The sequence below is a fragment of the Microcella frigidaquae genome, from assembly GCF_014200395.1.
GTDB classification, from domain to species: Bacteria; Actinomycetota; Actinomycetes; order Actinomycetales; family Microbacteriaceae; genus Microcella; species Microcella frigidaquae.
This window is the reverse complement of sequence record NZ_JACHBS010000001.1, coordinates 101,453-122,892: the sequence shown is the minus strand read 5'-3', so window position 1 is coordinate 122,892 and position 21,440 is coordinate 101,453. Positions and strand designations below refer to the sequence as shown.

At 71.0% G+C, this 21,440-nt stretch carries 17 protein-coding genes; 10 read left to right on the top strand and 7 right to left on the bottom strand.

Annotated elements, in window-relative coordinates:
• Positions 1–34: 34 nt before the first annotated feature.
• Complete coding sequence (locus BJ959_RS00585; RefSeq protein ID WP_243738786.1) at positions 35–1,165, bottom strand: alkaline phosphatase family protein; 1,131 nt, start codon at positions 1,163–1,165, stop codon at positions 35–37.
• A 12-nt stretch (positions 1,166–1,177) separates the two neighbouring features.
• On the opposite strand from BJ959_RS00585, the gene BJ959_RS00580 reads away from it, so the two are divergent.
• Positions 1,178–3,649 (top strand): DNA gyrase/topoisomerase IV subunit A, encoded by a 2,472-nt coding sequence (locus tag BJ959_RS00580; protein WP_183321812.1) that lies wholly within the window; start codon positions 1,178–1,180, stop codon positions 3,647–3,649.
• 34 nt (positions 3,650–3,683) lie between these two features.
• Here BJ959_RS00580 and BJ959_RS00575 read toward each other — a convergent pair whose 3' ends face one another.
• Positions 3,684–5,765, bottom strand: coding sequence for a toprim domain-containing protein (locus tag BJ959_RS00575; RefSeq protein WP_153981198.1), 2,082 nt, complete (start codon positions 5,763–5,765; stop codon positions 3,684–3,686).
• A gap of 169 nt (positions 5,766–5,934) precedes the next feature.
• Here BJ959_RS00575 and BJ959_RS00570 point away from each other — a divergent pair, with 169 nt between their 5' ends.
• Both BJ959_RS00570 and BJ959_RS00565 read left to right on the top strand, forming a co-directional pair.
• Complete coding sequence (locus tag BJ959_RS00570; RefSeq protein WP_153981199.1) at positions 5,935–6,153, top strand: DUF7455 domain-containing protein; 219 nt, start codon at positions 5,935–5,937, stop codon at positions 6,151–6,153.
• 13 nt (positions 6,154–6,166) lie between these two features.
• Positions 6,167–7,189: a sugar-transfer associated ATP-grasp domain-containing protein gene (locus BJ959_RS00565; RefSeq protein WP_153981200.1), complete on the top strand. Its 1,023-nt coding sequence runs from the start codon at positions 6,167–6,169 to the stop codon at positions 7,187–7,189.
• A 34-nt stretch (positions 7,190–7,223) separates the two neighbouring features.
• Here BJ959_RS00565 and BJ959_RS00560 read toward each other — a convergent pair whose 3' ends face one another.
• The 3 genes from BJ959_RS00560 to BJ959_RS00550 form a co-directional block, all read right to left on the bottom strand.
• The gene (locus tag BJ959_RS00560; RefSeq protein WP_153981201.1) at positions 7,224–7,925 is read right to left on the bottom strand and encodes a coenzyme F420-0:L-glutamate ligase; all 702 of its coding nucleotides are present in this window, start codon (positions 7,923–7,925) and stop codon (positions 7,224–7,226) included.
• A gap of 56 nt (positions 7,926–7,981) precedes the next feature.
• Positions 7,982–9,571 carry an RNA polymerase sigma factor gene (locus BJ959_RS00555; protein ID WP_153981202.1) on the bottom strand — a complete coding sequence of 530 codons (1,590 nt, stop codon included), beginning with the start codon at positions 9,569–9,571 and terminating at the stop codon, positions 7,982–7,984.
• A gap of 184 nt (positions 9,572–9,755) precedes the next feature.
• Positions 9,756–10,676 carry a proteasome assembly chaperone family protein gene (locus BJ959_RS00550; protein ID WP_153981203.1) on the bottom strand — a complete coding sequence of 307 codons (921 nt, stop codon included), beginning with the start codon at positions 10,674–10,676 and terminating at the stop codon, positions 9,756–9,758.
• 87 nt (positions 10,677–10,763) lie between these two features.
• On the opposite strand from BJ959_RS00550, the gene BJ959_RS00545 reads away from it, so the two are divergent.
• From BJ959_RS00545 to sucB, 3 genes are all read left to right on the top strand, one after another.
• Entirely contained in the window at positions 10,764–12,260 is a 1,497-nt protein-coding gene (locus BJ959_RS00545; protein WP_153981204.1) for a leucyl aminopeptidase, read from the top strand.
• 108 nt (positions 12,261–12,368) lie between these two features.
• Positions 12,369–13,742: a dihydrolipoyl dehydrogenase gene (lpdA, locus tag BJ959_RS00540; RefSeq protein WP_153981256.1), complete on the top strand. Its 1,374-nt coding sequence runs from the start codon at positions 12,369–12,371 to the stop codon at positions 13,740–13,742.
• 55 nt (positions 13,743–13,797) lie between these two features.
• The gene (gene sucB, locus BJ959_RS00535; RefSeq protein ID WP_243738787.1) at positions 13,798–15,195 is read left to right on the top strand and encodes a 2-oxoglutarate dehydrogenase, E2 component, dihydrolipoamide succinyltransferase; all 1,398 of its coding nucleotides are present in this window, start codon (positions 13,798–13,800) and stop codon (positions 15,193–15,195) included.
• Here the strand turns inward: sucB and BJ959_RS00530 are convergent.
• Positions 15,192–16,844, bottom strand: coding sequence for a hypothetical protein (locus tag BJ959_RS00530; protein WP_153981206.1), 1,653 nt, complete (start codon positions 16,842–16,844; stop codon positions 15,192–15,194). The two genes, sucB and BJ959_RS00530, sit on opposite strands and share 4 nt — an antisense overlap.
• Positions 16,845–16,959: 115 nt before the next feature.
• On the opposite strand from BJ959_RS00530, the gene BJ959_RS00525 reads away from it, so the two are divergent.
• Positions 16,960–17,670 (top strand): DUF4191 domain-containing protein, encoded by a 711-nt coding sequence (locus tag BJ959_RS00525; RefSeq protein WP_153981207.1) that lies wholly within the window; start codon positions 16,960–16,962, stop codon positions 17,668–17,670.
• A 39-nt stretch (positions 17,671–17,709) separates the two neighbouring features.
• Here BJ959_RS00525 and BJ959_RS00520 read toward each other — a convergent pair whose 3' ends face one another.
• Positions 17,710–18,117 (bottom strand): RDD family protein, encoded by a 408-nt coding sequence (locus BJ959_RS00520; RefSeq protein ID WP_153981208.1) that lies wholly within the window; start codon positions 18,115–18,117, stop codon positions 17,710–17,712.
• Positions 18,118–18,158: 41 nt separating this feature from the next.
• On the opposite strand from BJ959_RS00520, the gene lipB reads away from it, so the two are divergent.
• From lipB to glnA, 3 genes are all read left to right on the top strand, one after another.
• A complete protein-coding gene (lipB, locus tag BJ959_RS00515) occupies positions 18,159–18,854 on the top strand; it encodes a lipoyl(octanoyl) transferase LipB (protein WP_153981209.1) in 696 nt (231 codons plus the stop codon).
• Positions 18,851–19,855 carry a lipoyl synthase gene (gene lipA, locus BJ959_RS00510; RefSeq protein WP_153981210.1) on the top strand — a complete coding sequence of 335 codons (1,005 nt, stop codon included), beginning with the start codon at positions 18,851–18,853 and terminating at the stop codon, positions 19,853–19,855. Before lipB ends, lipA begins: the two co-directional genes overlap by 4 nt.
• A gap of 147 nt (positions 19,856–20,002) precedes the next feature.
• On the top strand, positions 20,003–21,427 hold the full coding sequence (gene glnA, locus BJ959_RS00505; RefSeq protein WP_153981211.1) for a type I glutamate--ammonia ligase: 1,425 nt from the start codon (positions 20,003–20,005) through the stop codon (positions 21,425–21,427).
• The last annotated feature ends 13 nt before the right edge of the window (positions 21,428–21,440 follow it).

Sequence of the window (21,440 nt, the reverse complement as noted above, 5' to 3'; positions counted from 1 at the left end):
AGCAGCGGTCAGCAACGGCGGTCAGCGGCCGTCGTCACGGGGCGAAGGCCCCCCAGCGCGCGAGCGGCACGCGGCGCTCGTCGTCGCTGAACGATCCGTGCTGGCCGACCATCGCCAGGGCCGACCGCTCCGCCGTCCGCTCGTCGTAGTAGGCGACCTCCGAGCGCGCGGCCACGATGACGTCGCCGATGCGCTCCGCCGCCTCCGGCGTCACCCGGCCGAACCACCCGGCCTCGATGGCCTCCGCGCGCGTGACCACCCAAGCCCGGCCCGCCTCGGCCGTGCGCCAGCGCTCGACGACCTCGGGCAGGCGCTCCGGCTCATCGACCTGCAGGTGCAGGCACCGCGGCTCGCCCGCCACGTGCCGGATGCCCTGCCACAGCGCGCTGCCGCCCTCGATCACCAGCCGGCGCTCGGGCGGGACGTCGAGCATGCCGTGATCGGCGGTGAGCAGCACCCCGGCATCGGTCGGCAGCCCGCGCTCGAGCGGCGCGAGAGCCGCATCCAGATCCTCCAGCCGTCGCGTCCAGGTTCCCGAGCCAACGCCCTCCGCGTGCCCCGCCTGATCGAGCTCGGGCACATAGACGTAGACCAGTCGGTTCTCGGGGCCGCGCAGCAGCTCGACGGCCGCGGCGACGCGGTCGGCGATCGAACGATGCGCCTCGAAGCGAGCTCCGCGCAGCACGGCGGTCGTGAAACCGGTGTCGCGGTAGCGCTCGGCACCCACCACGACTGGCTCGATGCCGCGAGCGGCGGCACGCTCGAAGACGGTCGGATGCGGCTGCCATTGCTCGGGGCGCGCCCGATCGTCCCAGCCGCGGAGCAGGTTGACGACCCGGTCGTTCTCGCGATCGAGGGCGCTGTAGCTGGTGAGGCCGTGCTCGCCCGCCGCCAGCCCGGTGGTGAGGGTGGCGAGAGCGGCCGCCGTCGTGGTCGGGAAGCCCGCATCGATCGACCCCCCGCGCCGCGGGGCCGCAGCGACGAGCCGACGGGCGTGACCCGCGCGCGGGCGCAGAGCGGACATCCCGAGACCGTCGACGAGAACGACGGCAGCGCTGCGCACCGGAGGGAGGGAGAGGGCGCTCGCCGAGCCCTCGATCGCGGAGAGCGCGCCGGTCAACACGTCGGCGAGTGACGGGGTCTGGCCGCGTGCCGCCGGTAGCATGGGGGCCATCCTATGACTCCCCCTCCTGCCTCCCGCTCCCGGGGCTCCGAGCCCTCCGCCGCGCCGATCACCGAGCGTATCGACGACGTCGATCTCGCCGATGAGATGCAGGGCTCCTTCCTGGAGTACGCGTACTCGGTCATCTACTCGCGCGCGCTCCCGGATGCCCGCGACGGCCTGAAGCCCGTCCAGCGCCGCATCCTCTACATGATGAGCGAGATGGGCCTGCGGCCCGACCGCGGCCACGTGAAGTCGGCGCGCGTCGTCGGCGAGGTCATGGGCAAGCTGCATCCGCACGGCGACGGCGCGATCTACGACGCGCTCGTGCGGCTGGCGCAGGACTTCACGCTGCGCGTGCCCCTCGTCGACGGCCACGGCAACTTCGGCTCGCTCGACGACGGCCCGGCCGCCTCCCGCTACACCGAGGCCCGGCTCCGGCCCGAGGCGATGGCGATGGTCGACAACCTCGACGAGGACGTCGTCGACTTCGTGCCGAACTACGACAACCAGTTGACGCAGCCTTCGGTGCTGCCCGCGGCCTTCCCCAACCTGCTCGTCAACGGGGCGAGCGGCATCGCCGTCGGCATGGCCACGAACATGGCGCCGCACAACCTGATCGAGATGGCGACGGCGGCGCGGCACCTGCTCGAGAACCCCGAGGCCACGCTCGAAGAGCTGATGGCGTTCGTGCCGGGGCCCGACCTCCCGACCGGCGGCACCATCGTCGGCCTCGACGGCGTGCGCGAGGCCTACGCGACCGGGCGCGGCTCGTTCCGCACGCGGGCGAAGGTCTCGATCGAGCCCATCACGGCGCGCAAGACCGGCATCGTCGTCACCGAGCTGCCCTACCTGGTCGGCCCCGAGAAGGTGATCGAGAAGATCAAGGACGGCGTGCAGTCGAAGAAGCTCGCCGGCATCAGCGATGTGACCGACCTCACCGACCGCCGCAACGGCCTGCGCCTGGTCATCGGGATCAAGACCGGGTTCAGCCCGGAGGCAGTGCTCGAGCAGCTCTACCGGTTCACGCCGCTCGAGGACGGCTTCTCGATCAACGCCGTCGCACTCGTCGAGGGACGGCCGCAGACGCTCGGGCTCGTCGACCTGATCCGCGTCTACCTCGACCACCGCATCGCAGTGGTCACGCGCCGCAGCGCCTACCGGCTCGCACGGCGTCAGGAGCGTCTGCACCTCGTGGAGGGTCTGCTCATCGCGATCCTCGACATCGACGAGGTCATCCAGGTCATCCGCACCTCCGACGACGCCGAGGCAGCCCGCACGCGACTCATCGACGTCTTCGACCTCAGCCACCTGCAGGCCGAGTACATCCTCGAGCTGCGCCTGCGCCGGCTCACCAAGTTCAGCCGCATCGAGCTCGAGACCGAGCGCGACCAGCTGCGGGCGGAGATCGCCGAGCTCGAGGCGCTCCTGGCGGACCCGGCGCGCGTCCGCGCCGCCGTCGGTGCCGAGCTCGACGCCACGGCCGAGCGCTTCGGCACCCCGCGCCGCACCCTCCTCACCGAGGCCAGCGGCGCCGCGGCACCCGCAAGGGGCCGCGCGTCGGCGCCCGTCTCGCTCGAGATCGCCGATGCGCCGTGCCGCGTGCTCGTCTCGACCACCGGACGCGCCGTGCGCGTCGAACTCGCCGACGGGGCGACGATCGCGGCACCGAGCCGCCGCAGCAAGCACGACGCGATCCTCGCGGCGGTCGACTCGACGACCCGCGGCGACCTCCTCGCCGTGACCTCGAAGGGGCGCTTCGTGCGGTTCAGCCCGGTCGACCTGCCGAGCGTTCCCGCGACCTCGGTGCAGCTCGCGGCGGGCGCCCGCCTGCGCGACTACCTGGGGCTCACCAATGTCAAGGAGCGCGTGATCACGATCCTCGACCCCACCGGCATGGCCCCGCTCGCTCTCGGGACCCGGCAGGGCGTCGTCAAGCGCGTCGCGACCGATGCCTGGCCGTCGCGCCCCGACGGCGAGGTGATCGCCCTCAAGCCCGGCGACGAGGTCGTCGGTGCGGCCCCGGCGGCCGATGACGACGAATTGGTGTTCATCACCACGGATGCCCAGCTCTTGCACTTCGCGGGCGACCAGGTTCGCCCCCAGGGTCTCGGGGCCGGAGGCATGGCCGGCATCAAGCTCGGCGCGGGCGCATCCGTGCTGCACTTCGGGGTCGTCCGTGGCGAGGGCGTCGCCGTCGTCACGGTGTCCGGCTCCACGCAGACCATCGCCGGTGCGGACCCGGGGCGAGCCAAAGTCTCCGACTTCGAGCAGTTCCCCGGCAAGGGGCGGGCGACCGGCGGCGTTCGCTGCCACGCCTTCCTCAAGGGCGAGGACGTGCTCCAGCTCGCCTGGGCCGGCGCGAACCCCCTCGCGGTCGGTGCTGATGGCTCGAGCCGCACGCTGCCCGAGGGCGGCGCCCGGCGCGACGCCTCCGGCACCCTCCTCGATTCCCCGCTCGGCTCGGTCGGAACGCCGATCGCCTGAGGCCGGGCCGGGAGGATCTCCCGATCAGGCGGACTCAGACGTCGATGCGGTCTCGGTCGAGGCCCTGGCCGGCGACGATGAAATCCTTGCGCGGCGCAACGTCGTTGCCCATGAGCAACTCGAACACCCGCGAGGCGGCCTCGGCGTCGGTCACCCGCACCCGGCGGAGGGTGCGGTGGGCGCGGCTCATGGTCGTGTCGGCGAGCTGGTCGGCATCCATCTCGCCGAGGCCCTTGTAGCGCTGGATCGGGTCCTGGTAGCGCTTGCCCGCCTTCTTCAGCGCGACGAGCACGGCCTGCAGCTCGGCCTCGCTGTAGGTGTAGATCGTCTCGTTCGGTTTGGAGCCGGGGTTCATGACGACGACGCGGTGCAGCGGCGGAACCGCGGCGAACACCCGGCCGGCGTCGATCATCGGGCGCATGTAGCGGAAGAACAAGGTCAGCAAGAGGGTGCGGATGTGCGCGCCGTCGACATCGGCGTCGCTCATGATGATGACCTTGCCGTAGCGGGCCTGCTCAAGATCAAAGGTTCGGCCGGAGCCCGCACCGATGACCTGGATGATCGAGGCGCACTCGGCGTTGCTGAGCATGTCGCTCACCGAGGCCTTCTGCACATTGAGGATCTTGCCGCGTATCGGCAGCAGCGCCTGGAACTCGCTGTCGCGCGCGAGCTTCGCGGTGCCGAGCGCGCTGTCGCCCTCGACGATGAACAGCTCGCTGCTCTCGACGTCGTTCGAGCGGCAGTCGACGAGCTTCGCGGGAAGCGCGGAACTCTCCAGCGCGTTCTTCCGCCGCTGGGTCTCCTTGTGGGCGCGCGCCGAGATGCGGCTCTTCATCTCGGCGACGACCTTGTCGAGCAGCAGCGCGGTCTGCGCCTTGTCATCGCGCTTGCTCGAGCCGAACCGCTCGCCCAGTCCCTTGGCGACGACCGCGGCCACGATCGACCGCACCGCCGGCGTGCCGAGCACCTCCTTGGTCTGACCCTCGAACTGCGGCTCGGGAAGGCGAACCGTCAGAACGGCGGTGAGGCCGGCGAGCACGTCGTCCTTCTCGAGCTTGTGCGTGCCGGCCTTGAGCCGACGAGCGTTCTTCTCGACCTCGGCGCGGAGGAACTTCAGCAGCCCCTGCTCGAACCCGAGCTGGTGGCTGCCGCCCTTCGGCGTCGCGATGATGTTGACGAACGAGCGGAAGGTGGTGTCGTAGCCGGTGCCCCAGCGCAACGCGAGGTCGACAGCGCACTCGCGCTCCACCTCCGTGGGCACCATGTGGCCGTTCTCCTGCAGCACGGGCACCGTCTCGGTGAAGGTGCCGGTGCCGGTGATGCGCCAGGTGTCCGTGAGCGGAGCATCCGGCGCCAGGAAATCGGCGAACTCGCTGATGCCGCCGTCGAACCGGAACGCCTCTGCGACCGGCTCCGCCCCGCGCTCATCGCGCACCGACAGCGTGATGCCGGGAACCAGGAAGGCGGTCTGCCGCAGCCGGCCGAGGAGCTCGTCAGTGAGGAAGCTCGCCCCCTTCGTGAAGATCTGCGGGTCAGCCCAGTAGCGCACGCGGGTGCCGGTCACGCCCTTCGCGACCTTCGCGACCTTCCGCAGTTCGCTGCCCGAGATGAACGGCGCGAACGGGCTGTCGGGGCGCGGGCCCTCGGGGCCGTCGTCGAACACGCCGGGCTCGCCGCGGTGGAACGACATCGCCCAGGTCGCGCCGTCGCGATCCACCTCGACATCGAGCCGCTCGCTCAGGGCGTTCACCACGGACGCGCCGACACCGTGCAGGCCCCCCGAGGCGGCGTAGGAGCCGCCGCCGAACTTGCCGCCGGCGTGCAGCTTGGTGAAGACGACCTCGACGCCCGTCAGGCCCGTCTTCGGTTCCACATCGACCGGGATGCCGCGCGCGCGGTCGCGGACCTCCACGCTGCCGTCCCGATGCAGCACGAGGTCGATCTGCTCGCCGAATCCGCCCAGCGCCTCATCGACCGCATTGTCGATAATTTCCCAGAGGCAGTGCATGAGTCCGCGCGAGTCGGTCGAACCGATGTACATGCCCGGCCGCTTGCGCACCGCCTCGAGGCCCTCGAGAACGGACAGGTGGCGTGCGGAGTAGTCGGAGCTGGACACGACTGCCATCGTAGGCGGCCCGTCCGACCGCCTCCCGGCCGCCACTCCGCCCCGCGCGTGCCTACGCGTTCAGCGAAATCGAGGCGGATTGACACGTCACCGTCGTATCGGTGTGGTGCAATGAACCATCAGCAGTTCCGAGACGCCAACGGAGAGCGAGGGGCATCCCATGACGCAGATCACCACCGACGACCCGACGGTCGCGACGGCGCCTCTCACCGCGCTCGACCGCTGCGACAGCTGCGGCGCCCAGGCCTACGTGCGCGCGACGCTCGCCACCGGTGAGCTGCTGTTCTGCGCGCACCACGCTGCACGCTTCAAGGAGAAGCTCTCCGGCACCGCGCTGACCTGGCACGACGAGACCGCGCGCCTCACCGCGTCGGCCTAGCCGCCCCGGCCCGATGGGTCGACTCGACGCCGCACGACGTCGGCTCCGCTACCTCGCGGGCCGCGCCCGCGCCTTCAACCCCGACAACCTCACTCGCATAGCGACCCGCGTCGCCGACCGCAGCGGCCGGTCGCGCACGCTCATCATCATCGACATGCTCTGGTCGTCGGTGCGGCACGAGGTGAACTTCCAGGACTACGCCGAGTGGGACTTCCACACGCTCAGCCGCCGCGAGCGCGCGACGTACATGACGAGCGCGAAGTCGAACCACCTCTCGCAGCGCTGGAACGCCGCCAGCCACCGGCAGCTGTTCGCGGACAAGGCGCAGTTCTGCGCGCGGTTCGCCGCGCACCTCGGGCGCGAGGTGATCGACCTCCGCGCGGCCAGTGCGGACGAGCTGGCGGGCTTCCTCGCCCGGCATCCGCGGGTCGTGGCGAAGGTCGCCGACAGCCTCGGCGGTGATGGCATCGAGGTCTACGCCAGCGCCGAGGTCGGCGACCCGGAGGCCTTCCGCGCCGCTCGGCTTGCCGGCCGCCAGGTGCTCCTCGAGGAGTTCCTCACGCAGCATCCGGCGATGGCCGCTCTGAATCCCACGAGCGTCAACACCCTCCGCGTCGTCACCTTCCTCGGCGACGACGGCACCGTTCACCGGCTCGTGCGCGTGTTGCGCATCGGCAACGGCGGCGACGTCGACAACTTCAAAGCTGGCGGCATGTACACCGTGCTCGATGAGAACGGTGTGGCGCAGCATCCGGCCATCGACGGCGACGACCGCGTTTTCGAGGCGCACCCGCTCTCGGGAACCCCGATCGTCGGCTTCCGCGTGCCGAACTGGGACGCGCTGGAGACCCTCGTCGACGCGGTCGCGCGCGAGGTCCCCGAGATTCGCTACGTCGGCTGGGACTTCGCCGTCACCCCCATGGGAGCGGCCGTGATCGAGGGCAACTACAACACCGGGGTGTTCCAGCTCAAGCCCAGCGTCACGGGTGTGCGGGAGGGCCTGCTGCCGCTCTACCGGAGCGTCATCGGCTTCTGATCCGCCGGTGCTGGACCGCTCGGGGTGCGGCCGGTCAGGATGCGCGGCGGACGATTCCGATCGGGGTGCTCTCGCGCCCCTGCCCGAGTGGGTTGTCGGCGAGGATCCCCACCAGTGCTTTCTCCCCCGCCGTCGTCAGTGTCGAGCCGAGGATGTTGCCGCCGAAGTCGTTGACGTCGACGATCGCGACCTCGACCTCGCCGCCGAGCGCCTGCCGCAGCTGGCGGGCGACCCCCGCCGAGTCGAGAGGGATCAGCACGACCTGCTGGTTGTACGGCGGGATGGTGTGGGCGGTCGGGCCATCGATGCCACGAGCACGCGGACCGGCGACGCGGTAGAAGTCGCCCTTGCGGCCGAAGGGCTTCGTGACCGCGGCGACCGCGGCGGCGAGCAGGATGCGCGGGGTGCCGCACTCGCGCAGCGCCATCTCCATGGTCTCCGGGATACCCAGGCCGATGCCGTGCGACGTCTTGGTCACGTACTTCGACAGGAAGGTCGCCAGGCGACGGGGCTCGATCTCGTCGACCGGGAAGGCGCGTCCCTGGCTGATGGCCACGATCTTCTCGGTCACGAAGACGATGTCGCCCGGCAGGACGAGCCCTCCCGCGTAGCGCGTAACCACCTCGACGATGTCCTCACCCGACATCACCACGTGCGTGCGCACGGGGATGCGCTGGTAGGTCGCCCCGTCGACGTCGCGCGTGAGCGGCTTGCCCTCGTTGGGCTGAGCGGTCATGAGGTCTCCGTTCGGGATGCGGGGCGCGCGTCGACGCCGATGGCGAGCAGGGCGGCCTACTCGAGGTAGTCGCGCAGCGCCTGCGAGCGCGAGGGGTGGCGGAGCTTCGCCATCGTCTTCGACTCGATCTGGCGGATGCGCTCGCGCGTGACGCCGAAGGTGTCGCCGATCTGGTCGAGCGTCTTCGGCATGCCGTCGCCGAGCCCGAAGCGCATGCGGATCACACCGGCCTCGCGCTCGGAGAGCGAGTCGAGGAGGCTCTCGAGCTGCTTCTGCAGCATCGTGAAGCCCACCGCGTCGGCCGGGACCACCGCCTCGGTGTCCTCGATCAGGTCGCCGAACTCGCTGTCGCCGTCCTCGCCGAGCGGGGTGTGCAGCGAGATCGGCTCGCGGCCGTACTTCTGCACCTCGATGACCTTCTCGGGCGTCATGTCGAGCTCGCGGCTCAGCTCCTCCGGAGTGGGCTCGCGGCCGAGATCCTGCAGCATCTGCCGCTGAACACGGGCCAGCTTGTTGATGACCTCGACCATGTGCACGGGGATGCGGATGGTGCGGGCCTGGTCGGCCATGGCGCGGGTGATCGCCTGACGGATCCACCACGTCGCATAGGTCGAGAACTTGAAGCCCTTGGTGTAGTCGAACTTCTCGACGGCGCGGATCAGACCCAGGTTGCCTTCCTGGATCAGGTCGAGGAACTGCATGCCGCGACCGGTGTACCGCTTGGCGAGCGACACGACGAGGCGGAGGTTCGCGCCGAGCAGGTGGTTCTTCGCCCGCTGACCGTCGCGGGCGACCCAGTCGAGCTCACGGCCGAGGGTCGTGCGCTTCTCCTTGTCGGTCATCTGCGACAGCTTCTCCTCGGCGAAGAGGCCGGCCTCGATGCGCATCGCGAGCTCGACCTCCTCCGCGGCGTTGAGGAGGGGGACCTTGCCGATCTGCTTGAGGTAGTCCTTGACCGGGTCTGCCGTGGCGCCGGTGATGGTCGTCGAGTAGACCGGGAGCTCGTCGTCGTCGGTGTTCGAGATGACGATCGCGCCGGTCGGCAGCGGGCCGGCCGAGCCGGACTCTTCCGCCTCGTCCTCGTCGTCGGCTGCGTCGTCGTCATCGGCGGCGGAGTCGCCGCTCACCGCGTCGTCCGGGGCGGCGATGTCGGCAGCCGGCACCTCGGCCGAGTCATCCGCGACCTCGTCGTCGAGGACGACCTCGACGTCGTCGGGCTCGACCGCGTCGAGGTCCTCGTCGATGTCCGGCTCGACGCCGTCAGCGGCGGCGGTGGCCTTCTTCGCGGCGGCGCGCTTGGTGGCGGCCGAGGCGGCGGCCTTCGGGGCGGCGGCCTTCGCCGCGGTTGTCTTCGCGGCCCCAGTCTTCGCCGCGGTGGCCTTCGCAGCAGGCGTCTTGGCGGCAGTGGTCTTCGGGGCCGCGGACGTCGTCGCGGCAGCTGCAGTCTTCGTGGTGCTCTTCTCCGTCTTCGGGGCGGCCGTCTTGGCGGCGGCGGTCTTCGAGGTGGCCGCCTTCGCGGGGGCGGCCTTCGGGGTGGCGGCCTTCGCCGCCGGCGTGCCTGCCGTGGTCGTCGCGGATGCGGCGCGCTTCTTGGCCGCGGCCGTGACCGGCTCGGTGGAGCCGTCGGTGGTGGCTCGGGAAGCCATGGGGGCCTCATCTCGCGTTCTGCGGGCAGGAGAACGACCCATGTCAAGTCGCGATGGCCAGCATCCGCATGAAGCGGAGGCGAGCCGGGCGTCCGACCGGGTCGTGAGGGTTAATTATCGCACACGGGCCGCGACGCGCCGACCACCGCGCCCGCGCGCCCGCAACCGGCGCCGGATCGGGCGCCTAGCCCTGGTCGTCGTCCGCGGCCTGGCGGTGCGCCAGGAACTTCTCGAGCTCGGCGGCGATCGAGTCGGCGCTCGGCAGCTCGCCGTCCTCGTCGGTCAGCGGCGAGCGGAGCGGGTTGTCCTCCATATAGGAGTCGTGCCGATTCTCGAGGTCGCCCACCAGCCGCGCGAGCTCGCTGTTCTCCTCGACCTGCGCCTCGATGCGGGCGAGGAACTCCCGCCCCTCCTCCCGCAGCCGGTCGGTCGGGAACAGGAGCCCGGTCGCCGCGGTGATGCTCTCGAGGGCCGTCACGGCCGCCGAGGGGAACTCGGTATCGGCCAGGTAGTGCGGCACGAGCAGCACGAAGCCCGCGGTCGGGTGACCCGCGGTGGTCAGCCGGTGCTCGAGCAGGTGCAGGACGTTGCCGGGCACCTGCGTGCGCGGGCGCCACACCGAGTAGGCCTCGATGAGCTCCTCGCGCGTCCCGCTCACGGTCACACCGATCGGGCGGGTGTGCGGAACGGGCATCGGGATGGCGTGCACCCACGTCGTGGAGGCCACCCCATAGCGCTCGATGAGATCGAGGAGGGCATCAACGAACCGCTCCCACCGGAAGTCCGGCTCGTAGCCGGTGAGCAGAAGGAAGGGAGCGCCGAGCTCGTCCTCCGCGAGGCGCAGCACGAGCTGCGGGCGGCGGTACTCGGTGATGCGGGTCTCCTCGAAGACCATGATCGGCCGACGGGCGCGGTAGTCGAGCAGCTCGTCGTTGTCGAAGACGACGACGTCGCGGTGGTCGAGCTCGTCGAGAAGGTACTCCGACACCTGCGCGACCGCGCCGCCGGAGTCGACGAAGCCGGTGAGTCCGACGACCAGCGCCAGGCCGCGCGGCACCTCGTTCTCCGTCATCGCGACGGTGTAGAGCTCGGCCGGGGTGCGCATACCTCCATGGTAGGTCGCGCCGATCGGGCGAACCGGCCGGAGCGCGAGCGCCCTGAGCGAACAGCGGCCGCGGCTAGCATGGCGCGCATGCCCTCCCCCGCCCTCACCGTCTCTGCCGCGTCCCTCAGCGCCGTCGTCGCCGACGCCCTGGTCATCGGAACCCGCCCGGATGCGGACGGCGCGGTTGCGCTCGTCGGCATCGACGACCCGGCTCTCACCGGCATCGCCGACATGCTGCGGATGCTGGGCCACACCGGCGCCGCCGACGAGACCGCGCGCGTTCCCGCGCCGCAGGGTGTCGCTGCCGCGAGCCTCCTCGCCGTCGGTCTCGGCCGTGGCGAGCAGACACCGGAGGCTCTGCGCACCGCGGCCGGGACCGCCGCGCGGGCGCTCAGCAGCGCGACTCGGATTGCCCTGGCCCTGCCCGCGCAGACCGCCGCCGACTGCCAGGCGGTGCTGGAGGGAGCCGCAATGGGCGGCTACCGCTTCACGGGCTACCGACGGTCCGAGCCCGGGCCGACGACCACCGAGCTCGTCCTGGTCTCCGACCACGAGGCCGCGGGCGAGGCCGCCATCGCCGCCGGCATCACCGCCGACGCGGTCGCCCTCGTGCGCGACCTCGTGAACACGCCGCCGAACGACCTCTACCCTGCCTCTTTCGTCGAGCGCGCCCGCACGGCGGCAGCGGGCCTCCCGCTCACGTTCGAGGAGTGGGGCCCCGACGAGCTCGCCGCCGGCGGGTTCGGGGGCATCCTGGGCGTCGGCCAGGGCTCGTCCCGTCCGCCCCGCCTGCTCGCCGTCCGCTACGCGGGCGCGGAGGGCGGCCCCCACCTCGCGCTCGTCGGCAAGGGCATCACCTTCGATTCCGGCGGGCTGTCGCTCAAGCCCGCCGCGGCGATGGTCGGCATGAAGTACGACATGACGGGCGCGGCGACCGCGCTTGCCGCGGTCATCGCCGCCGCCCGGCTCGGTCTGCCCACCCGCGTCACCGCGTGGCTCTGCCTGGCCGAGAACCTGCCGTCGTCGACGGCGATGCGGCCCAACGACGTCCTGACGATCCGGGGCGGCACCACCGTCGAGGTGCTGAACACGGATGCGGAGGGCCGCCTCGTCATGGCCGACGGGCTCGCCGCCGCCAGCGAGGAGCGCCCCGACGCGATCGTCGACGTCGCCACCCTCACCGGCGCGGCCCGGGTCGCCCTCGGCGAGCGGTACGCGGGCCTGATGGGCGACGACGCCCTCGTCGAGCAGGTGCGCGCCGCCGCGGCCGACACCGGCGAGCTCGTGTGGCCCATGCCGCTGCCCGCCGAACTGCGGCCGCTGCTCAAGAGCGACGTCGCCGACATCGCCAACGCGAAGCCGGGCAGCACCGCCGCCGGCATGCTGCTGGCGGGCGTGTTCCTGCGTGAGTTCGTCGGCCGCACCGGGTCCGAGCCGGATGCGCCCCGCATCCCGTGGGCCCACCTCGACATCGCCGGACCCGCCAACAACCCGGGCAGCCCCTTCGGCTACACCCCCAAGGGCCCGTCCGGGGTGATGGTGCGCCTGCTGGTCCGGCTCGCGGAACGGCTCGCGGCCAAGTAGTAGGCTCGACGCTGGCACGTGACCGTCGTGCCGCACATCGGGTCGACCCGCCACCTCGACGTCGACCCCCGCACGACTATCCTTCGCGGATGTAAGGAGTCTCTGCCGGTGTCGAGCCACACGTTTGACCTTGTCGTCCTCGGTGCGGGAAGCGGTGGCTACTCCGCCGCCCTGCGCGCCAGCCAGCTCGGGATGAGCGTCGCGCTCATCGAGAAGTCGAAGGTCGGCGGCACCTGCCTCCACGTCGGCTGCATCCCGACCAAGGCCCTGCTGCACGCGGCCGAGGTGGCCGACGCCGCACGCGACGCCGCCCGCTTCGGCGTCAAGGCCACGCTCGAAGGCATCGACGTCCCCGCTGTCATCCAGTACCGCGAGGGCATCGTCTCCAGCAAGTACAAGGGCCTTCAGGGTCTCATCAAGGCGCGCGGTATCACCCTCATCGAGGGCGAGGGCCGGCTGACCTCCCCCACCACCGTGCAGGTGGGCGACACGACTGTGACCGGCACGAACATCGTCCTCGCGACCGGGTCGTACTCGCGCACCCTGCCGGGGCTCGAGATCGGCGGGCGCGTCATCACCTCCGAGCAGGCCCTGCAGCTCGACTACGTGCCCAAGAAGGTCGCCGTGCTCGGCGGCGGCGTCATCGGCGTCGAGTTCTCGAGCGTCTGGCGTTCGTGGGGCTCGGAGGTGCACATCATCGAGGGCCTGCCCCGTCTCGTCCCCGCTGAGGAGGAGTCGGTCTCGAAGCAGTTCGAGCGCGCCTTCCGCAAGCGCGGCATCGAGTTCACGACCGGTGTCCGCTTCCAGAGCGTGACCCAGAACGACCAGGGCGTTGTCGTGACCCTCGAGAACGGCGCGACCATCGAGGCCGAGCTGCTTCTGGTCGCCGTCGGCCGCGGGCCGGCAACCGCAAACCTCGGCTTCGAGGAGGTCGGCGTCGCCATGGACCGCGGCTTCGTCCTGACGGACGAGCGCCTGCGCACCAACATCCCCGGCGTCTGGGCCGTCGGCGACATCGTCCCCGGCCTGCAGCTCGCGCACCGCGGCTACCAGCACGGCATCTTCGTGGCCGAGGAGATCGCGGGCCTGAACCCGGTCGTCATCTCCGACACGAACATCCCGAAGGTCACCTACAGCGAGCCCGAGGTCGCCTCGGTCGGCCTCGGCGAGGCCAAGGCCAAGGAGCAGTACGGCGATGCGGCGATCGCGACCTACGAGTACAACCTCGCGGGCAACGGCAAGAGCCACATCCTCGAGACGTCCGGCTCGATCAAGATCATCCGGGTCATCGATGGCCCCGTCGTCGGCGTGCACATGATCGGTGCGCGCGTCGGCGAACTGATCGGCGAGGCGCAGCTGGCCGTCAACTGGGATGCCCACCCCGAGGATGTCGCGCCCCTCATCCACGCCCACCCGACGCAGAACGAGGCGCTCGGCGAGGCGTTCCTCGCGCTCGCGGGCAAGCCGCTGCACGGCATCTGATCCGCACCCCGCAACTAGGCTGACACCACCAACAGGCTTCGAAGGAGCACTACTGATGAGCGAATCCGTCAACCTCCCGGCGCTCGGCGAGAGCGTCACCGAGGGAACGGTCACCCGATGGCTCAAGAACGTCGGCGACCGCGTCGAGGTCGACGAGCCGCTGCTCGAGGTGTCGACCGACAAGGTCGACACCGAGATCCCGTCGCCGATCGCCGGCGTCGTGGAGGAGATCCTCGTGGCGGAGGACGAGACCGTCGAGGTCGGCACCCCGCTCGTGCGCATCGGTGACGGTTCCGGCTCGGCGGCTCCCGCCGCACCGGCCCCGGCCGAGGTGCCGGCCGCCGCTGCCCCGGCGCCCGTGGTCGAGGCCCCCGCGGCTGCTCCGGTCGCGGAACCCGCACCCGCTCCTGCGACTCCCGCTCCCGTGGTGGAGGCCCCCGCGGCCGCCCCAGCGGCTTCGGTCGCCGCTCCCGCCGCCCCCGCCCCTGCCGCTCCGGTTGCCGCTCCGCCGGCACCTGCGGCTGCGGCGCCCGCCGCGCCGGCTGCGCCCGCCCCGTCGAACGCCGCCGCGTACATCACGCCGATCGTCCGCAAGCTGGCTGCCGAGCACGGTGTCGACCTCGCGCGCGTGACGGGGACCGGCGTCGGCGGTCGGATCCGGAAGCAGGACGTGCTGGCAGCCGCAGGGGGCGCGCACGCCGCCGCCGCGGCTCCTCGCCCCGCCCTCGAGGTGTCGCCGCTGCGCGGCACGACCGCCGCGATGTCGCGGCTGCGCAAGGTCATCGCCGAGCGTGCGGTCGCGTCGATGCAGTCGACCGCCCAGCTGACGACTGTCGTCGAGGTCGACGTGACCCGACTTGCCGCCCTGCGCACCGCGGTGAAGGGCGACTTCGAGAAGGCGACCGGCACGAAGCTGTCCTTCCTCCCCTTCTTCGCGAAAGCAGCGACCGAGGCTCTGCGGGCGTTCCCGATCATCAACGCGACCGTCGAGGGCGACTCGATCGTCTACCCCGATACCGAGAACCTCTCGATCGCGGTTGACACCGAGCGCGGCCTGCTGACGCCGGTGGTGCGGAACGCGGGCGATCTCACCATCGCGGGCCTGGCTCGCGAGATCGCGGACCTCGCTGCACGCACGCGCGACAACCAGTTGAAGCCGGATGAGCTGGCGGGCGGCACCTTCACGCTCACCAACACCGGCTCGCGCGGCGCGCTGTTCGACACCCCGGTGGTCTTCCTCCCCCAGGTCGCCATCCTGGGCACGGGCATCGTGACCAAGAAGCCCGCCGTCATCCAGGTCGACGGCTCGGATGTCGTCGCCGTGCGCTCAATGGTCTACTTCGCCCTGTCCTATGACCACCGCATCGTCGACGGCGCCGACGCCGCCCGCTTCCTCTCGGCCGTCAAGGCGCGCCTCGAGGAGGCCGACTTCGACGCCGACCTCGGCATCTAGCCGAGAACATCGCGAATTCGCCAGCCGGCCTCGCTCCTCATCACGAGGAGCGAGGCCGCTGTCGTTCCACCGGGACCGGACGCGACCAGGTCGACGAGCACCGCCCCACCCATCCGCTCGACCACGACGGCCTCGCCGCCCCCGCGCGCCCATGCCGCGAGCACCGCGTGGCGCTCATCGTCGAGGGCGATGAGCGCGGCGGCCGCCGAGCCCGCGTGGGCCACGTTCTCCGCGCAATCCGCTCGCGCCCTGTCCGCCCGCGCGCCGTCGCCGTCCGCGACGCTCTCCTCGCCGCGGCAGGCGACCCACCGCTCGACGAGCGTCGCGACGATCTCCGGCCACTCGCCGACGTCGGGGCGGAGGAGCCGTTCCGGCGCATCGCGCGTTGCCGCGGAGTCGGGGATTCCTGTGACGCCGCCCTGCGGCTCTTCCGCCTCCCCCGTACCATCGTCCGTCAGCGTGTCGTGCGCTGCTGTCTCCGCCGACGCATCCCCAGCGTCCTGCGCGAGGACGACGGCAGCGAGGAGGGCGGCGGCCCCCGCCGCCCCCATCAGCGCGTATCGGGGGCGCAGTCGCGGCCGGGCTCCCCTGTCACGCTCGGCCCGCCCAGCGGGAGCCACGGCCTCGCGCTGCCCAACCCGCTGGCGACGATCGTCGAGCCAGAACTCCGCGACCTGAAGACCACGAAGGATCGGTCGCCGCACTCCTTCCGGTAGGGCGATAGCCCGCAGCGTCTCGTCCACCACGCGGCTGACGCGGCCCGACGCGCCCGCTGCGGTCTGACCGGACCCTGCGACGGACGACTGCTCGGCCGATTGTGACGCAGACGAGGAACCTGTGTCGAGCGCCGCCGGTGGCCACGACAGAGCCGCCGCCGCCGGTGGCGCGAACGGCCGGGGCACCGACGGCGGGGGCGCGAGCATCACGGCCGCCCGTTCCTCGAGCCGGATCGGCTCCGGAACAGCGAGCCCGAACAGGGCGGATGCTGCGGCTCCCCGTTCGCCCTCCATGGTCACGGTCTCGAGGATCCCCCGGAGCGCCTCGGCCTCAGCAGGCGGCAATGCGCTGGCCACCGCATCCGCGAGGGCCCGCAGCGCGGCGCTGTCGGCCCGGTAGGCGGGCTCCGTCGCGCGGTAGCGATCAGGCAGCGGGGGCGAGACCCGAGCGTCTCCGAGCTCGACGATCATCGGTGCGCCGGCCGCCGTGAAGCGGATGGCGGACGGCCGCAGCGGCAGGCCCGTAAGGCCGAGTTCATGACCCGCTGCGACTGCTCCGACGAGCGGGGCCAGCACGGTAACCGCCTCCCCCGGCGACAGGTCGACCGCTGACGGCCGCAGAAGCTCGTCGAGGCGGCACCCCGGCACGGGGTCGAGAAGGGCGACGAGGCGGCCGTCGGGCAGGGTGAACAGGTCGGCGAGGCCGACGACGTGCTGGCGGAGGGCGGCGGGTGCGGTCGCGAGCAGGTCGTGCACCGCGAGCTCCTGCTCGACGGCGGCGGGGTCGGCGGTGGAGGCGAAGACCCGTGCCACGTGGGACCGGCCATCGGCGTGAACGAGGGCGCTCACGGCCCGTTCGTCCTGCGCGAGCATCCGCACGAGGCGGTGCCCGCCGAGCGCGGGCGGCAGGTCAGCAGGGAGTCGGGATGTCATAGCCGCAGGGTGCCGCAGCCGGATCGGCTGACGCGGAAGGCCGCGGCGGACCGTGACCGGTCGTCTGCCGCCGCGCGGCGGGGAGGAGTCGAGGCCAGCCCCTATCCTGGTAGGCATGGCCCGCACCTCCGCTCCGAAGCCCCCGAAAGAACCCGGTCGCATGAAGCAGATGTGGCAGGTCTTCCAGATGACCCGCCGCATGGACAGCCTCGCCGTCTGGATCATGCTCCTGGCGTTCCTGCTGCCGATCCTCGGTTCCGTGCTCCTCGCGGTGTTCGTCACGCCGGGCGACGTGCTGGCGAGCATCCTGTGGGTGACGACCGGTGTGCTGCTCGGTGTGCTGCTCACGCTCATCGTGCTGGGCCGACGCGCCGAGCGCGTCGCCTACCGCCAGATCTCGGGCCAGCCCGGCGCCGTCGGCGCGGTGCTCAAGTCGTCGCTGCGGCGCGCCTGGCAGGCGAGCGAGATGCCGATCACGGTGAGCCCCAAGACGCAGGATGCGGTCTACCGCGCCGTCGGGAAGCCCGGCGTGGTCATCATCGGCGAGGGACCGGCGTCGCGCACCCGCCGGATGATGGAGGACGAGCGGCGCAACGTGAACCGCATCGTGCCGAACGTCCCGGTGCACTTCCTGCACGTCGGACCCGATGCCGACAGCGTCAAGCTCGAGAACCTCGCGCGGACGCTCAACAAGCTCAAGAGGTCTCTGACCAAGGCGGAGGTCTTCGCGGTCAACAACCGCCTGACCTCGCTGAGCAAGTCGAACCCGCTGCCGATCCCGAAGGGCATCGACCCGCTGAAGGCACGGGCGCCGAAGCCCCGCTAGCCCCGACGACTCCCCCGGCGTCCCCGGACGGGGGCGCCGTCAGCGACGCAGGAGGATCGTCCGCGCGGCACGGTCGTGAAGCCCGCGGTTGTTGTCGTCGAACAGCATCGGCGGGATCACGAGGGCGATCAGCAGCGCCCGCACGATGGGGCGCCACACACCGAGCAGTCCGCCCTCCATCGGCACCACGCGGAGCCCGAGGATGAGATGCCCGGGGCTCGCATTCACGACAACCGTGAACAGCACCTGGAGGCCGATGAAGATGAGCAGCGTGGCGATCGAGTCGTAGGAGAAGAACGCGGCGGAGAGGATCACCGCGATCCCCCAGTCGATGGCGAGGGCGCCCAGACGGCGGCCGAACCGGCCGACCGATCGCGGGCCCGTCTCCGGAAGGCCGAGGCGCTGCCCGGGCCAGTCGGGCGGGGAGGCAGGAGGGGTGTCCGTCACACCCTCAGCCTACGAGTCGGGCTCGGGCGTACACTGAGCGCGTGATCGACTACGTCGTCACGGGGCTAAGCGCCAACTCCGTGCCGTACTTGTCGGGTCTCGAGCGTCAGCGTGCTCTGCACGCCGCCGTCGTCGAGGGCCGGGCGCCCGATACGGTCCTGCTGCTCGAGCACGAGAGCGTGTACACCGCGGGCAAGCGCACCGAGCCCCACGAGCGCCCCACCGACGGCACGCCGGTCATCGAGGTCGACCGCGGGGGGAAGATCACCTGGCACGGCCCCGGCCAGCTCGTCGGCTATCCGATCATGCGGCTCGCCGACCCCGTCGACGTGGTGCGCTACGTGCGGTGCCTCGAGGAGATGCTGATCGCCGTGCTCGTCGATCTCGGCATCGAGGGTGCCGGGCGCGTCGACGGGCGCAGCGGGGTGTGGATGCGGGGCACCGACAAGATCGCCGCGATCGGCATCCGCGTGGCGCAGGGCGTGACCATGCACGGCTTCGCCCTCAACTGCTCGAACGCCTTCGACGCCTACCGCGCGATCGTCGCCTGCGGCCTCGCCGACGCGGGCGTGACGTCGGTGAGCCGCGAGCTCGGCCGCACCGTGACGCCTGCGGAGGTCACCCCCCTGATCGAGCGGCACTTCTCCCCCCTCGTCCACGACCCGGTCGGCGCCTCCGCGCTCGACCTCAGCCCGGTCAGCGCCTCCGCGCACGACCGCGAAGGAGCTCCCGCATGACCGCCTCGCCCATCACCCACCCGAGCGAGGGCCGCAAGCTCCTGCGCCTCGAGGTGCGCAACGCCCAGACGCCGATCGAGAAGAAGCCCGAGTGGATCAAGACCCGGGCGAAGATGGGGCCCGAGTACAGCGCGCTGCGCTCCCTCGTCACCGACCAGCAGCTGCACACCGTGTGCCAGGAGGCCGGCTGCCCGAACATCTACGAGTGCTGGGAGGACCGCGAGGCGACCTTCCTCATCGGCGGCAGCCAGTGCACGCGGCGGTGCGACTTCTGCCAGATCGACACGGGCAAGCCCGCCGCCTATGACACCGACGAGCCGCGACGGGTCGCCGAGTCGGTGGTGCAGATGAACCTCCGGTACGCCACTGTGACCGGTGTCGCCCGCGATGACCTGCCCGACGAGGGCGCCTGGCTGCACGCCGAGACGGTGCGGTTGATCCACGAGCTGAACCCCGGCACCGGGGTCGAGCTGCTCGCGACCGACTTCTCGGGCAACCCTGAGCTGCTGCGGGTCGTGTTCGAGTCGCGGCCCGAGGTGTTCGCCCACAACGTCGAGACGGTGCCGCGCATCTTCAAGCGCATCCGCCCCGCGTTCCGGTATGAGCGCTCGCTCGATGTCATCACCCAGGCCCGCGACTTCGGACTCATCACCAAGTCGAACCTGATCCTCGGCATGGGCGAGACGCGCGAGGAGGTCTCCCAGGCGCTGCGCGACCTGCACGCGGCGGGCACCGACATCGTCACGATCACCCAGTACCTGCGGCCGAGCTCGCGGCACCACCCGATCGACCGCTGGGTGAAGCCGGAGGAATTCGTCGAGCTCAAGGCCGAGGCCGAGGACATCGGCTTCCTCGGGGTGCTCGCCGGCCCGCTCGTGCGCTCGAGCTACCGGGCGGGGCGTCTGTGGGCGCAGTCGATGGTCGCGAAGGGCCGCGAGATCCCCGCCTCGATGCGCGCGCTGGCGGAGACCACCGAGGGCTTCGCGCAGGCGGTCGGCTGAGCATCCGGCCCCCGTTGTCGGGGGCCATCCGCGCCCCCCGTAACATCCCGGAAACATACGGGACACTGCCGGGAAATGCCTCCCGCCTAGGGTCGGAGCGTGGCTGCGCCTGCAGCCGTCCGGTACCAAGCTCAGGAGATCTGTCGCATGTTCAGTGATTCTTCCGAGGTGCTGAAGTTCATCAAGGACACGGACGTCAAGTTCCTCGATATCCGCTTCACCGACCTCCCCGGTGTCCAGCAGCACTTCAACATCCCCGCCTCGACCGTCGATGAGGACTTCTTCACGGTCGGCCAGCTGTTCGACGGCTCCTCGATCCGGGGCTTCCAGTCGATCCACGAGTCCGACCTGCAGCTGATCCCGGACGTCTCGACCGCGTACGTCGACCCCTTCCGCACCGAGCGCACCCTGGTGATCGTCTTCGACATCTACAACCCGCGCACCGGTGAGATCTACCACCGCGACCCGCGCCAGGTGGCGAAGAAGGCCGAGAAGTACCTCGCCTCGACCGGCATCGCCGACACCGCGTTCTTCGCGCCCGAGGCCGAGTTCTACATCTTCGACGACGTGCGCTACGAGGTGAAGCAGAACACCTCGTTCTACTCGGTCGACTCGGGCGAGGCCGCCTGGAACACCGGTCGCGTCGAGGAAGGCGGCAACCTCGCCAACAAGACCCCCTTCAAGGGCGGCTACTTCCCCGTGAGCCCCGTCGACCAGCACGCCGACATGCGCGACGACATCGTGCTGAAGCTCATGGAGGTCGGCCTCGAGGTCGAGCGGAGCCACCACGAGGTGGGCACCGCCGGCCAGGGCGAGATCAACTACAAGTTCGACACGATGGTCTCGGCCGCCGACGACATCCTGAAGTTCAAGTACATCGTCAAGAACACCGCCCTCGAGTGGGGCAAGGTCGCGACCTTCATGCCGAAGCCGCTCTTCGGCGACAACGGCTCGGGCATGCACACCCACCAGTCGCTGTGGAACGACGGCAAGCCGCTGTTCTACGACGAGGCCGGCTATGGCGGCCTGAGCGACATCGCCCGCTGGTACATCGGCGGTCTGCTGAAGCACGCCCCCGCGGTGCTCGCTTTCACGAACCCCTCGCTGAACTCGTACCACCGTCTGGTGAAGGGCTTCGAGGCTCCGGTCAACCTCGTCTACTCGGCGGGCAACCGCTCGGCGGCGATCCGCATCCCGATCACGGGCACCAACCCGAAGGCCAAGCGCATCGAGTTCCGCGCGCCCGACGCCTCCGGCAACCCGTACCTCGCGTTCGCCGCCCAGATGATGGCGGGCCTCGACGGCATCATCAACAAGATCGAGCCGCACGAGCCCGTCGACAAGGACCTCTACGAGCTGCCGCCCGAGGAGGCCAAGGGCATCCCGCAGGTCCCGGGCTCGCTCGAGGAGGCCCTCGTCGCCCTCGAGAACGACCACGAGTTCCTGCTCGCCGGTGGGGTCTTCACCAAGGACCTCATCGACACCTGGATCGCGTACAAGCGCGAGAACGAGATCCTGCCGGCCGCCCAGCGTCCGCACCCGTTCGAGTACGAGCTGTACTTCTCGGTCTAGGCCAGAACAGCCA

Bases quoted from the DNA above. Each gene is read 5' to 3' on its own strand.
- lipA (WP_153981210.1), top strand. From the start codon at position 18,851: ATGACCGCCTCGCCCATCACCCACCCGAGCGAGGGCCGCAAGCTCCTG.
- BJ959_RS00565 (WP_153981200.1), top strand. From the start codon at position 6,167: ATGGGTCGACTCGACGCCGCACGACGTCGGCTCCGCTACCTCGCGGGC.
- BJ959_RS00555 (WP_153981202.1), bottom strand. From the start codon at position 9,571: ATGGCTTCCCGAGCCACCACCGACGGCTCCACCGAGCCGGTCACGGCC.
- BJ959_RS00570 (WP_153981199.1), top strand. From the start codon at position 5,935: ATGACGCAGATCACCACCGACGACCCGACGGTCGCGACGGCGCCTCTC.
- BJ959_RS00530 (WP_153981206.1), bottom strand. From the start codon at position 16,844: ATGACATCCCGACTCCCTGCTGACCTGCCGCCCGCGCTCGGCGGGCAC.
- BJ959_RS00525 (WP_153981207.1), top strand. From the start codon at position 16,960: ATGGCCCGCACCTCCGCTCCGAAGCCCCCGAAAGAACCCGGTCGCATG.
- BJ959_RS00585 (WP_243738786.1), bottom strand. From the start codon at position 1,165: ATGCTACCGGCGGCACGCGGCCAGACCCCGTCACTCGCCGACGTGTTG.
- glnA (WP_153981211.1), top strand. From the start codon at position 20,003: ATGTTCAGTGATTCTTCCGAGGTGCTGAAGTTCATCAAGGACACGGAC.
- BJ959_RS00580 (WP_183321812.1), top strand. From the start codon at position 1,178: ATGACTCCCCCTCCTGCCTCCCGCTCCCGGGGCTCCGAGCCCTCCGCC.
- BJ959_RS00545 (WP_153981204.1), top strand. From the start codon at position 10,764: ATGCCCTCCCCCGCCCTCACCGTCTCTGCCGCGTCCCTCAGCGCCGTC.
- BJ959_RS00550 (WP_153981203.1), bottom strand. From the start codon at position 10,676: ATGCGCACCCCGGCCGAGCTCTACACCGTCGCGATGACGGAGAACGAG.
- sucB (WP_243738787.1), top strand. From the start codon at position 13,798: ATGAGCGAATCCGTCAACCTCCCGGCGCTCGGCGAGAGCGTCACCGAG.
- BJ959_RS00560 (WP_153981201.1), bottom strand. From the start codon at position 7,925: ATGACCGCTCAGCCCAACGAGGGCAAGCCGCTCACGCGCGACGTCGAC.